This window comes from Nonomuraea longispora (assembly GCF_004348345.1).
GTDB classification, from domain to species: domain Bacteria; phylum Actinomycetota; class Actinomycetes; order Streptosporangiales; family Streptosporangiaceae; genus Nonomuraea; species Nonomuraea longispora.
In genome coordinates this window covers 32,601-43,915 of the sequence record NZ_SMJZ01000059.1, presented here as the reverse complement: position 1 = coordinate 43,915, position 11,315 = coordinate 32,601, and the positions used below count along the sequence as shown (strand labels likewise).

At 71.2% G+C, this 11,315-nt stretch carries 11 protein-coding genes and 1 pseudogene; 5 read left to right on the top strand and 7 right to left on the bottom strand.

Translation table 11 applies throughout. The annotated features are described in order from the left end of the window. Both E1267_RS44375 and E1267_RS17570 read left to right on the top strand, forming a co-directional pair. A pseudogene (locus E1267_RS44375) lies at positions 1-481 on the top strand (hypothetical protein); the annotation flags it as partial. 48 nt (positions 482-529) lie between these two features. Then, complete coding sequence (locus tag E1267_RS17570) at positions 530-733, top strand: dihydrofolate reductase family protein (RefSeq protein WP_342774838.1); 204 nt, start codon at positions 530-532, stop codon at positions 731-733. Here E1267_RS17570 and E1267_RS17565 read toward each other — a convergent pair. Then, the gene (locus tag E1267_RS17565) at positions 715-1,965 is read right to left on the bottom strand and encodes an NAD(P)/FAD-dependent oxidoreductase (protein ID WP_132333648.1); all 1,251 of its coding nucleotides are present in this window, start codon (positions 1,963-1,965) and stop codon (positions 715-717) included. The two genes, E1267_RS17570 and E1267_RS17565, sit on opposite strands and share 19 nt — an antisense overlap. Before the next feature lie 56 nt (positions 1,966-2,021). Then, positions 2,022-2,873 (bottom strand): SDR family NAD(P)-dependent oxidoreductase, encoded by an 852-nt coding sequence (locus E1267_RS17560; protein ID WP_132333647.1) that lies wholly within the window; start codon positions 2,871-2,873, stop codon positions 2,022-2,024. A 256-nt stretch (positions 2,874-3,129) separates the two neighbouring features. Between E1267_RS17560 and E1267_RS17555 the strand changes: the two genes are divergently transcribed. Then, positions 3,130-4,071, top strand: coding sequence for an RNA polymerase sigma-70 factor (locus tag E1267_RS17555; RefSeq protein WP_132333646.1), 942 nt, complete (start codon positions 3,130-3,132; stop codon positions 4,069-4,071). A 174-nt stretch (positions 4,072-4,245) separates the two neighbouring features. Here the strand turns inward: E1267_RS17555 and E1267_RS17550 are convergent, their stop codons facing one another. From E1267_RS17550 to E1267_RS17540, 3 genes are all read right to left on the bottom strand, one after another. After that, positions 4,246-5,118, bottom strand: coding sequence for an SAM-dependent methyltransferase (locus tag E1267_RS17550; protein WP_220449531.1), 873 nt, complete (start codon positions 5,116-5,118; stop codon positions 4,246-4,248). Between the two features lie 34 nt (positions 5,119-5,152). Further along, positions 5,153-6,778: an FAD-dependent monooxygenase gene (locus E1267_RS17545; RefSeq protein WP_132333645.1), complete on the bottom strand. Its 1,626-nt coding sequence runs from the start codon at positions 6,776-6,778 to the stop codon at positions 5,153-5,155. 82 nt (positions 6,779-6,860) lie between these two features. Next, positions 6,861-7,469, bottom strand: coding sequence for a TetR/AcrR family transcriptional regulator (locus tag E1267_RS17540; protein WP_132333644.1), 609 nt, complete (start codon positions 7,467-7,469; stop codon positions 6,861-6,863). 97 nt (positions 7,470-7,566) lie between these two features. Here E1267_RS17540 and E1267_RS17535 point away from each other — a divergent pair, with 97 nt between their 5' ends. Beyond that, positions 7,567-7,935 carry a DoxX family protein gene (locus tag E1267_RS17535; RefSeq protein WP_132333643.1) on the top strand — a complete coding sequence of 123 codons (369 nt, stop codon included), beginning with the start codon at positions 7,567-7,569 and terminating at the stop codon, positions 7,933-7,935. A 392-nt stretch (positions 7,936-8,327) separates the two neighbouring features. Here the strand turns inward: E1267_RS17535 and E1267_RS17530 are convergent, their stop codons facing one another. Together E1267_RS17530 and E1267_RS17525 are read right to left on the bottom strand one after the other, a co-directional pair. Beyond that, the gene (locus E1267_RS17530; protein ID WP_220449530.1) at positions 8,328-8,525 is read right to left on the bottom strand and encodes a hypothetical protein; all 198 of its coding nucleotides are present in this window, start codon (positions 8,523-8,525) and stop codon (positions 8,328-8,330) included. A gap of 58 nt (positions 8,526-8,583) precedes the next feature. After that, positions 8,584-10,563: a HelD family protein gene (locus E1267_RS17525; protein ID WP_132333642.1), complete on the bottom strand. Its 1,980-nt coding sequence runs from the start codon at positions 10,561-10,563 to the stop codon at positions 8,584-8,586. A gap of 66 nt (positions 10,564-10,629) precedes the next feature. Here E1267_RS17525 and E1267_RS17520 point away from each other — a divergent pair, with 66 nt between their 5' ends. Beyond that, the gene (locus E1267_RS17520) at positions 10,630-11,232 is read left to right on the top strand and encodes a TetR family transcriptional regulator (RefSeq protein ID WP_132333641.1); all 603 of its coding nucleotides are present in this window, start codon (positions 10,630-10,632) and stop codon (positions 11,230-11,232) included. Positions 11,233-11,315: the final 83 nt, after the last annotated feature.

The window sequence follows — 11,315 nt, the reverse complement described above, 5'->3', positions numbered from 1 at the left end:
GGAGCCCGGCCCCGGCGGAGACTCCGGCATCGACGTCGCCGCGCTCAGCGTGCTGGCCGCCTCGGCCGCCTCCCGGGCGCGCGAGCTGCTGCTGAGCGGGCGGCTGCCCCGCCTCACCGAATACCAGGACCGCGTGCGGCTGGCCGCCGAGCACGGCCTCGGTCTCGGGATCGAGGCCGCCGTACAGGCCTGGAGGTACGGCGGCGCCGACGGCCTGGACGTGCTCGAAACCCCCTGGACGCCGCCCCGCCAGGACCTGGCCAGGGCGCGGGCCCGGCTGGAGGCGGGCTGGGAGGGCGAGGCTCCGCCGCCCGTCGAGTCCTGGCGCAACCGCTGGACGCTCGGCAGGCTGCAGCTGCGCTACGGCCGCGACGGCCGGTGGTACCCCTTCACCGAACGCGACGGCGGCTGGTGGCCCGCAGGCCCGCCCGAACGTGACCCGTCGGCCGCCGTCCACGGACGGTGGCAGCCGGACCGATGAGTTCGCGGCCGCCGCGACGGGCTGCCGAAGTACGGGGCCTCCCACACGTTGACCGAGGCCGGCTGGAACCCGACCACGATCCTGTCCGGCGACGTGCCCGCCCAGGTCGCCGTGCTGAAGCGGCGGCCAGGCCGGGAGCTGCAGTTCCACGGCAGCGCCCGGCTGACGCAGTCGCTGCCGGCCGCCGGGCTGGTCGGCACGCTGCGGCTCGTGATCGCCCCCGCCTTCGGGACCTACGGGACCGGAGCGTAGGGAGGTCGTCGTGCATGATGCCGGTGGGCGATCGCGTCCGGCGTCAGGCGGTGCCTGCGTTTGGGGATGCCGTAGGTGGGGTGTGAGGTGGCCCACAGCGACATCGTGAGGATGCCGGCCTTGAGGTGCGCGCCTTTGCGGCCGCCCTGGTACGTCGGTTTCGCCCGGCCTTCGTGGTCGACCAGTTGCAGGATCCCGTCGCGCCGTCCGAGGCTGATGTGGTTGTAGTTGTAGACCAGCTTGGTGTGGGCGACCGTGCGGCCGGTCAGGCGTCCCACGATCGCCTCGATGGCCTGCCGGCTGGTGTAGCCGGCCGACGCGCAGGACATCGGCATCGGCCGGCCGTTGTCGCCGATGGCATAGGCGCTGTCGCCGATGACGTACACGTTCGGGTGCGAGACGGAGCGCATGGTGCGGTCGACGACGGTCTGGCCGGTGTCGGTGACCTCCAGCCCGGCGGCGGCGGCGATGGCCTTGACCGCGAAGCCGGCCGTCCACACGGTCGCATCAGAGGCCGGGGTGGTGCCGTCGGCGCACCGCACCCGCCCGCTTTCCACGGCTTCGACGCTGGTGTGCTCTCGGACGGTGATGCCCAGCCGGTCGCAGGCCTGGCGCAGGTGGGCGCGGGCTCCGGTGCTGAGCCGGGCGCCCAGTTCGCCGCGGGCGATGAGCGTCACCGACAGGCCGGGCCGGGATTCGGCGATCTCGGTGGCGGTTTCGATGCCGGTCAGCCCATCGCCGACGATCAGCACGTTCCCGCCTTCGCCCCGCCTGTCCAGGGTGTCCAGGCGTTCGCGCAGGCGCAGTGCCGAGGGCCGGCCGGTGACGTCGAAGGCGTGTTCGCTCACGCCGGGGACGCCGTGGTCGGCGACGTGGCTGCCGAGCGCATAGACGAGGGTGTCGTAGCCCAGTTCGCCGCCGCCGCCATCGGTGTCGGCGGCGTCGGCTGTGTCGGCTGTGTCGTCCAGGGTGACGCGCTGGTGTTCGGGGTCGATGGCGGTGACGCGGGCCAGTCGCAGCCGTATGCCGGTGCCGGCGAAGACGTCGGCGAGTTTCGGCGCCTCGATGTCCTGGCCGGCGGCCAGCTGGGGCAGCCGCATGCGCTGCACGAAGTCCGGAACGGCGTTGACCACGGTGATCTCGGTGTCTTTCGGTGACAGCCGGCGGACCAGGTTGCCGGCCGTGTAGGCCCCGGCATAGCCGGCGCCGAGGACGACGATGCGGTGTTTCATGGGTGCTCCTGTCGGTGTGCTGGTTGGTGGTCAGCGGATGCGGCGGTCCCCGGGGGTCACCGAGGCTGTCGCTCGGGGGTGCCGTGCGCCTGTGCGGAGAGGTCCTGCCAGTCGGCCCAGGTCTTGAGCCGGTCGGCGTAGACCTGCTGGAGCATCGGGTAGAAGCCCTGGCCGAAGAGCACGCGCAGGGGCGGCTCGGCTGAGTCGACGATGGCAAGCAGTGCCTGGGCCGCGGCGGCGGGGTCGCCGGCGGGCTGCTTGCCCGCGAACGAGGCGATGCGGCGGCGAAGGCCGTCGTAGACCGGGTCGGGCTCGGCCAGGTGGCCGTTGGCGAGGGGGTCGGGGTTCTTGCCGTCCCGGGTGGCGAAGCCGCCGGGCTCGATGATGGTCACCTTGATGCCGAAGCCGGCGACCTCCTGGGCGAGGGATTCGTTCAGCGCTTCCAGGGCCCATTTGGAGGCGCTGTAGGCGCCGCTGAGCGGCATCGCCATCAGCCCGGCCGCCGAAGACAGCTGGATGATGTGTCCCGCGCCCTGCTCGCGCAGGTAGGGCAGCGCGGCCTGGATCACCCACAGCGCGCCGAACAGGTTGGTCTCGAGCTGGTCGCGCAGGTTCTGTGCGGTCAGTTCCTCGACCGCGCCGACCTGGGCGTAGCCGGCGTTGTTCACGATGACGTCCAGACGGCCGAAGTGCTCGGCTGCCCGCTTGACACCGTCGAAGACGGCTGCCTCACTGGTCACGTCCAATTCCAGCGGAAGCAGCGCCTGACCGTAGCCGGCGACCAGCTCCTCCAGGCTTGCGGCGTTGCGGGCGGTCGCGGCCACCTTGTCGCCGCGCGACAGGGCGGCCTCGACGAACTTGCGGCCCAGGCCGCGAGATGAACCGGTGACGAACCAGACCTTGCTCATGATGGTTTTCCGTTCCTTGTCTTCTGCGGTGGCGGCTGTGTGGGGGTCCGCACGCAGCGGGGCCACAGGTGATCGGTCGACAGCGGTGTGCCGCGTACGTCGTTCGCGCGGCGTCCTGACCATGCGGCGCCGCAGCCCCGGACTTTGTGACAGCGCCGTCCTGTGAGGTGTGTCACCGGGCACGGGTGTCACACCACGGCGGGCGCCGGCGCCTTGTGCATAGAGCAGGAGCCACGGGAGCAGGCAGGAGCCAGGCATGAACGAGCACACGCACGCGACGACGGGCACCACCGAGCCGGCGGCTGGGGGCGGGCGGGCGGACCCGGCGACCGAGGCGTTCATCGCCCACCGCAACCTGCTGTTCACCGTCGCCTACGAGATGCTCGGCTCGGCGGCCGACGCCGAGGACGCGCTGCAGGAAACCTGGCTGCGGTGGATCAAGGTCGATCATGGGCAGGTGTCCGACCCGCGCGCCTACTTGGTGCGGATCGCCACCCGGCGCTCGCTCGACCGGCTGCGCGCCATCCGGCGGCGTAAGGAGGACTACGTCGGTTCCTGGTTGCCTGAGCCGCTGCTCACCGCGCCGGACGTGGCCGAGAACGTCGAGCTCGCCGAGAGCGTCTCGATGGCGCTCATGCTCGTACTGGAGACGCTCTCCCCCACCGAACGCGCCGTCTTCGTACTGCGCGAGGCCTTCAGCATCAGTCACGAGGAGATCGCGGCCGCCGTCGGCAAGAGCTCCGCGGCCGTGCGTCAGATCGCGCACCGCGCCCGTCGGCATGTCGAGGCCCGTCACCCGCGCGAGGTGGTCTCCCCGGAGCAGACCCGGGCGGTGCTGGAGTCGTTCCAGCGCGCGCTGGAAACCAGAGACTTGCAGGGCCTGCTGGACGTGCTCGCCCCGCGCGTCGTCCTGATGAGCGACGGCGGCGGCGTCAAGCAGGCCGCGCCGCAGCCCATCACCGGCGCCGGCAGGGTGGCCCGCATGATCGTCCAGGGACTCGGCAAGGCCCGGGTCGCGCTCGCCGGCGAGCCCACCATGGTCAACGGTAGCCCGGCACTACTCCTGCGCCTGGACGGCGAGATCGACGGCGTCATTGCGGTCCGGGTCGAGGACGCTCGCATCACCGGCCTCTACTACGTGCGCAACCCCCACAAGCTGACCCGCATCGCATCCGAGACCCCGCTCACCCTGCGATGAACACCTGCAGTGAGCCGGCCCGCATTTTCCAAGCGGCCCGGACCGGACGGCGGCCCAGCCTAGGCGCGGGACAGTTCGTCAGGCCGGGAAGCCCGCGCCGGCAGGGGCCGCATGTCCAGCCCAACGGCGAGGTAGGGCGAGCTCGGTCTCGATGGTTGGCACGTCGAGGGCCTCTTAGCGAGGTTTCGGGAGGTGTGCCGTGGCCAGCCAGCCGCGGCCGGCGGCGGCGCGGGAGGGATCGAACGCGGGTGGAATCGGGCGTTTGCGGGCGGCCGCAGCCTCGGCGATGTCCGTCACGGCGGGCTGCCAGCCGCGGCGGGTAAGCCAGGCATTGAGGTTCTCGGTGGGGCCGCCGCGCCACAGGTCGACGAGCTCGGCGGAGATGTCCGCGCGGGCGCTGCGGAGCAGCTCGGAGTCCTTCATGTGGTCCAGGGCGAGCATGCTTGCTGGGGCGGAGAGGGCGGTGATCCGGTCGAGGAGCAGGTCGGCGGCTTCGGGCGGAAGTGCGTACAGGATGCCCTCGGCCAGCCAGGCGGCCGGCCGCCCCGGGTTGAAGCCGGACTCCGTCAGCGCGCGCGGCCAGTCTTGGCGCAGGTCGGTGGCGACCTCGACGCGGTGGCACGCGGCGGTCGCGCCGCGGCCGTCGAGTACGGCTGCCTTGAATGCGAGCACGTCGGCGAAGTCCAGCTCGAAGACCTTGGTGCCGGGCGGCCAGGCGAGTCTGAACGCGCGGGCATCCATGCCGCACGCCAGCAGGACCACCTGCTCGCATCCTCCTTCGGCGGCTTCCAGTAGCGCGCGATCGAGGAACTGGGTGCGGACGGCGACCTGCTCGGCCATGACCTGCAGGAAACGTGCGGTCGCCGGAGAGGCCCCGGCGGCCCAAGGGGTGAACGCCGGATCGACGGCCTGGAGGAAGTGCCGTGCGTAGGGGTCGTCGAACAGCCGGTCCGGTCGGCTGCTTTCTTGAGCGCGCAGGAGAGCCACGCCCAAGGCGGTCGCGCCGATTCCTGCCAGGCTTTTGGGGACGGTCGGTTCTTGTGTCACGGGGTTGTCCAGCTCCTCTTCTTGACAGGTGGTGTCACGCGCGGGCGCCCAGGGCGCGGAAGTAGTCGCTCACGGGTGCGAAGTCGACGCTGTCGCCGCGGAAGCCGACGTACTTGTCCGGGCGGATCAGGTACAGGCTGGGGCGGCGCACGCCGTAGCGGTTGTGCGCCTCGCTGCGCAGGTCGGCGAAGACTCCGTCCAGGGAGTCGTGCGGCAGGTGGCCGCGGGTGATGACATGGACCTCGCCGTGCCCGGCCATCGCTTCGTGTGCGGAGGCATGCCAGGCGGCCAGGGTGGCGGAGTCCGTCGTGTCCGCCGCGAACAGGACGAGGTGGTGGCCCGGCGTCCGGAGTATGTGACGGAGCGCCACCGGCCCCTCACGGTTCTCCACGTAGACGTCCCGCACCAGTTCGCCGGCTTCCGGTCCGGTGCAGGCCACGTCGCTCCACGCTCTGGCCTGTGATCCGTGCCAGCGTTCGAAGACGAGGTCACTGTCGCGATAGTGGACGAGGTGTTCGCCGAAGGCGTTCGACAGCCGCTGCTGTACGGGATTGAGCCGGCCGAACAGGCGCAGCGCGTGCCGCCTGGCTCTGCGGGCGACCAGTGTGCTGCCGGTGGCGGCCTTCGTCGTGGCCGAGGTCGCCTCGACCACGGCCTTGACCACGGGCCAGCGTTCGGCCTCGTAGCTGTCCAGGAGGGGCTCCTCGGCGCGCCCGGTGACGACGAGCGCGAGTTTCCAGCCCAGGTTGTAGGCGTCCTGCATGCCGGTGTTCATGCCCTGGCCGCCCACCGGGCTGTGGCTGTGCGCGGCGTCGCCGGCCAGGAGGATCCGGTTCTGGCGAAGCCGGTCGGCCAGGCTCTCGCGGGCCACGAACGACGAACTCCACTGCAGATCGCGTACGCCAGCGTCCAAAGGCGTGCGTTCGGCGACGTGGGCGGCGAAGTCGTCCAGCCCTGGGCTCTGCGGCGGCCGGTCGTCCGGGGTGCTGGCCAGGATGCGCCAGTAGCCCCCGATCATGGGGAAGACCGCCACGAGGCCGGACTTGCCGAAGTAGACATGGAAACGGTCCCGCGTGAGCGGCCAGTCCACGGCGACGTCGCCCAGGATGAACCCCCGCTTCAGGTCGGCTCTCTCCCGGGTGATGCCCGCCGTCTCACGCACGGCGCTGTGGGCGCCGTCGGCGCCGATCAGCCACCCGGTTTCGCACCGTTCGCCGCGGCCGTCCTCGTGGCCGAGTTCCACGCTGACGCTGTGCTCGCCGGCCTGCTGCCCGACCAGGCGGGTGCCCCATTCGATGGTGACTCCGAGTTCCTCGGCGCGCTCGCGTAGCAGCGCGACCGTCTGCCACTGCGGGATGCACAGGTCCAGCGGGAACGGGGAGTCCACAGCCGTCACGTCCATCTCGGCCAGGGCCGTCGTGCCCTGGTAGAAGTTCAGCGTGTGCAGCGGGACGCCTCGTTCGATGGCGGCTTGGGCCAGCCCGAGATCGTCCAGCATTTCCAGCGATCTCGCCACGATCGACACCGCCCGGCTTTCCCGGTGGTCCGCGCTCCCGGCGTCGATGATCCGTGGGATCACTCCCCGCCGTGCCAGGTCGATGGCCAGCACCAGGCCGGTCGGCCCCGCTCCGACGATGAGAACGTCCGCTTTCGTAGTCACAAACCCACCTCTTAGAACGAATGATCGTTCTTTTTAGAAGAGCATGATCCTACGATCGTCGTCAAGAGCGAATGTCCCTTCTCTATCGGGCGGCTCGCGTGGGCGCCGACATCAGGGCTCGCATGCCGCTCCTGAAGGTCACCGAATCCGCGTGGCCGTATACCGCGCGGCGTACCAGGAACCCGTCGACCAGAGCCATCAGGACATCGGCCACATGCTCGGCCGGGACGTCGGCGGGAAGCAGTCCGCGCTGTTGATGCCGCGCCACAAGGCCGCCGACCACGCCGCGGGCCTCCGCCATGACCTCCTTCAGTTTGGTGCTCAGCGACGGCGATCGCAGAGCCTCCGACCAGACCTGGACCAGCAGTTGGGCCGACTCCTGCGATCCGGACAGCGGCGGGCGCTCGACCCCCAGCACGAGATCGACGATGTTGTCCAGATCCGGCGGTCGCGCGTCGTCCTTCGCCTCGAACGCCGACGCGACCTCGGCCAGAGCCTCGGCGGCGGTCGCCGCGATGATGTCGTCCTTGCTCTTGAAATAGCGGTAGACGGCCCCGGCCGACAACTCGGCCTCGGTCAGTACGTCCTGCATGGACGTGGCATGGAAGCCGTTGCGGATGAAACAGCGCCGGGCGGCGTCCAGGATCTGGCGGCGGCGGGCTTCGAGGTGCTCCTTGGGCATGCGTGCCATGGGATCACAACGTAGAACGAACATTCGTACTTGACAACTTTGCCACCTTACTCTTAGAAAAAGAATGTTCGTTCTCTTTGCTGTGAAAGGTCGCACCATGTCGTTTGCCGCCAGCACCCTGAGCGCTCTGGTCGCTCTCGTCTTCCTGCTCGCCGGCGCCCAGAAGGTCCTGTTACGGGATCCCGTGACGGCCAACCTGCTCAGGCTCGGCGTCGGCTCGACGATGACCCGCTCGATCGGCACCCTGGAGATCGCCGGCGCGCTCGGGCTCGCGGCCGGCCTCTGGTTCAAGCCGCTCGCCGTCGCGGCCACGGCCGGTCTCACGCTGCTGTTGATCGGCGCAGCGGGATTCCATCTCCGTGCCCGCGACTTCGCGCACCGGCGCCACCGCTCCCACGCCGTGGCGCCCGTGGTGCTGGCCGTGGTCACCGGAACGACCATGGCCCTGTTGCTCGCGACTTCCTGAGCGAAGAGCACAATGAATCGCCCTGCCGGTCTTCACAACCCCTCCCTCGCCAGCATCTAGCGCCCTCGCAGAACACGAGAAGTCCCAGCGCCACCCCGACGCTGCCGAACAGGCCCGCGCCGAGTACGCCGCCTTCCACAAAGGGCTCTGACCTCGCTGACCCACGGATCAGCCGTCAGCACCGACGACCACGACGAAGTCCATCTACCTCGGCGCGGAACACCACGTCACTGCAGGCCAGAGGCGGGTTCGTTGGATTCTGCTCCATTGCTGCCGGGACCCCGACGCCGCCGCGACCGAGCGGCGCGTTGGTCTCGCACAGTTTGCCCTCTCCAGGTTCAGGCGGCTATGAGCACGGACAACGCAATCGCGTGTACCTGGTGACAGCTTCGTCAACGGCAGGCCTTCTCACGGGCGCGGGCCTGGACCGCGCGCCGGTCGGCGTGTAGCCCGATCACCAGCAGCGCCTTGGCCTCGTACAGCAGCGGCACCGGCGGGATCTTCTGGTCGTAGCGGCGCACGAACACCTCCGGCAGCCCAGCCCGCGCGGACAGGACGTCGAAGTTGTGCGTGATGACCGGGCCGACCATCACACCCCGATACGGCGGCCCTGTCGAGCCGGTGAGCCGGATCAGCGTCCTTGCGGCCTCAGCGGGGGCGGGTGAGCTGGGGAGGCAGCGGACGCGCGTGCACGACGTCGAGCCGGGAGACGGCCCGGGTGAGGGCGACGTACAGGCGGTTCAGCCCGCGCCGCTCCGCCTCGGCGATGGCGGCGGGCTCGGCCACGATCACGTGGTCGTACTCCAGCCCCTTGGCCATGGCGGCGGCCAGCACCGTCAGCCGCTCGCCCGCGTCGACGCCCTCGTCCCGCAGCGCCGACGCGAGCTCCTCCACGTCCGCGTCGGCCGCGATCACCCCGATCGAGCCCTCGAACGCCAGCGCCTCGCGGACCGCCGTCACCACGCCCTTGGCCGGCTTCGCCACCTGGGTCACCCGCAGCCGGCCGTCGGCGCGGTACGAGCGCGTCGCCGGCACCTCCACGTCGAGCGCCGCCAGCAGCGTGTTGGCCAGGTCGACCACCGCCGCGGGCACCCTGAAGCCGGTGGTCAGGGCGATGACCCGGGCGTCCGGCTTGCCGAGCAGCTCCATGCGCTCCCGCCACGAGGTGGCGGCCCACGGGGTGGTGCCCTGGGCGAGGTCGCCGAGCACGGTGAGCGAGCCGTGCTCGCTGCGCCTGGCCACCGCCCGGCACTCCATGGGCGACAGGTCCTGGGCCTCGTCCACGATGACGTGCCCGTAGCCGCGCGGGCGCTCGATGAGCCCGGCGAGCTCGTCGAGCAACACCAGGTCGGCGGCCGACCACGTGGCGCTCCTGACGCTGCGGGGCGGCCTGTCCCAGGTGATGGCGGCGCGCTCGGCGTCGGACAGCACGCCCGCGGCCGGATCGGGGCCTGATTCTGGGCCGCGCAGCAGCTCGTACAGGACCTCCACGGGCCTGGCGGCGGGCCAGAGCACGTCGAGCGACGAGGTGACGCCGCGGCCGATCTTGCGCAGCCAGGGCGCGTTCGGCGTCTGGCCGCGGGTCTCGGCCTGCCGCCGGATTGACTCGACCACCCTCGCGCGTACGCGTTCCCGCCCGACGGCGTACGGGAGCGCCTCGCGCCGGGTGTCGTCCACGAACCGGCGCAGTTCGTCCTCGTACACCCGCCACCGGTAGGAGCCGTCGGGCACGACGACCGGCTCGACCGGCTTGCTGATCCGCCCGTACAGGAGCTTGCGCAGGACCTTCGCCATCCGGGCGTCATGCTTGACGGCGGCGGCCTCGTCGCTGTCGGTCGCGGTGACGGGCACGGCGCCGAGCAGCCGCTCCAGCGTGGTCTGCTCGACGTCCACCTCGCCGAGCGCGGGCAGGACAGCGGAGATGTAGCCGAGGAAGGCCCGGTTCGGGCCGAGCACCAGCACACCCGAGCGTTCGAGGCGCCGGCGGTGGGCGTACAGCAGGAAGGCGGCCCGGTGCAGCCCGACCGCGGTCTTGCCGGTGCCGGGGCCGCCCTGGACGCAGACCGAGGTGTCCAGCTCGGCGCGTACGAGGTCGTCCTGCTCGGGCTGGATGGTGGCGACGATGTCGCGCATGGGGCCCACGCGGGGGCGTTCGATCTCGGCGGCGAGGATCCTGCTCTCGCCCTCCTCGCCCTGTTCGAGCCGCTCGTCCTCGAAGCTCGTCAGGGTGGTGCCCGACCAGCCGAAGCGGCGACGCACCGCGACGCCCTGGGGGTCGCGGGCGCCGGCCCGGTAGAAGGCCCTCGAGACGGGCGCGCGCCAGTCGATCACGAGGGGCGGGCCGCCGAGCTCGCCGGTGATGTGGCGCCGGCCGATGTGGTACGCGCGGCCGCGGTGCTCGGCCGAACCCGGCCCGAAGTCGAGCCGGCCGAAGAACGGCGGCCCTTCGGGCTCCTCGCCGAGCTCCTTGGCCAGGCTCTTGAGGTGGCGCCCCAGCTGTTCCGCGCTGTAGCTGTCGCCAGCCACGGCCTCGCCGACGATCACGTTGTCGCGCGCGCCTCGCACCATCCTGCGCAGTCCGGCCCTGCACTCTTCGACGTACCGTCTCTCGTCGTCGAGCGTGCCCATCGCACCTCCCAAAGTGTTAACTTGGTTAAGAGATTGACCAGGTTAACACTTTGGTAGGGTGTGCCCATGACGGGACTGCGAGAGCTCCAGCGGCAGCGGGTGCACGATGCCATCTCGACGGCGGCCATCGCGCTCTTCCTGGAGCGCGGCTTCGACGAGGTGCCCGTGACGGAGATCGCGGCGGCGGCCGGTGTGTCGAAGCCGACGTTGTTCAAGTACTTCCCGACGAAGGAGGACCTCGCCCTCCACCGCATCGCCGACCACCGGGGGGAGGCGGCGCGCGTGGTGCGGCGGCGCGCGGAGGGCGAAGGGGCGGTGCAGGCGCTGCGCCGCCACTTCCTCGACGGGCTCGCCCGGCACGACCCCGTCACCGGGTTGAACGACGACCCCGAGGTGGTGGCCTACCACCGGATGGTGTTCTTCACGCCGACCCTGGCGGCGCGGCTGTTGCAGCACATGGCGCTCGAAGAGCGGGCGCTCGCCGAGGCTCTGGCCGAGACGACCGACGACCTGACCGCGGGACTGCTCGCGGGGCAGGTGCTGGCCACGCAGCGGGTGCTGGCCCGGCGCACCTGGGAGCAGCTGGCCGGGGGACGGCCGCTCGGAGAGGTCGAGGCCGAGGCGGTTCGCGCGGCCGGGCGGGCGTTCTCGCTGCTGCCCGCGCTGTGACCCGTACCCGCGCTGTGACCCGTGCCCCGCTGTGACCCGTGCCCCGCTGTGACCCGCCGCTCGTGTCGCGGCCCGCTGCCTGC

Coding starts and splice junctions, on each gene's coding strand:
- E1267_RS17555 (WP_132333646.1), top strand. CDS start 3,130: ATGAACGAGCACACGCACGCGACGACGGGCACCACCGAGCCGGCGGCT.
- E1267_RS17540 (WP_132333644.1), bottom strand. CDS start 7,469: ATGGCACGCATGCCCAAGGAGCACCTCGAAGCCCGCCGCCGCCAGATC.
- E1267_RS17525 (WP_132333642.1), bottom strand. CDS start 10,563: ATGGGCACGCTCGACGACGAGAGACGGTACGTCGAAGAGTGCAGGGCC.
- E1267_RS17565 (WP_132333648.1), bottom strand. CDS start 1,965: ATGAAACACCGCATCGTCGTCCTCGGCGCCGGCTATGCCGGGGCCTAC.
- E1267_RS17535 (WP_132333643.1), top strand. CDS start 7,567: ATGTCGTTTGCCGCCAGCACCCTGAGCGCTCTGGTCGCTCTCGTCTTC.
- E1267_RS17530 (WP_220449530.1), bottom strand. CDS start 8,525: ATGGTCGGCCCGGTCATCACGCACAACTTCGACGTCCTGTCCGCGCGG.
- E1267_RS17520 (WP_132333641.1), top strand. CDS start 10,630: ATGACGGGACTGCGAGAGCTCCAGCGGCAGCGGGTGCACGATGCCATC.
- E1267_RS17560 (WP_132333647.1), bottom strand. CDS start 2,873: ATGAGCAAGGTCTGGTTCGTCACCGGTTCATCTCGCGGCCTGGGCCGC.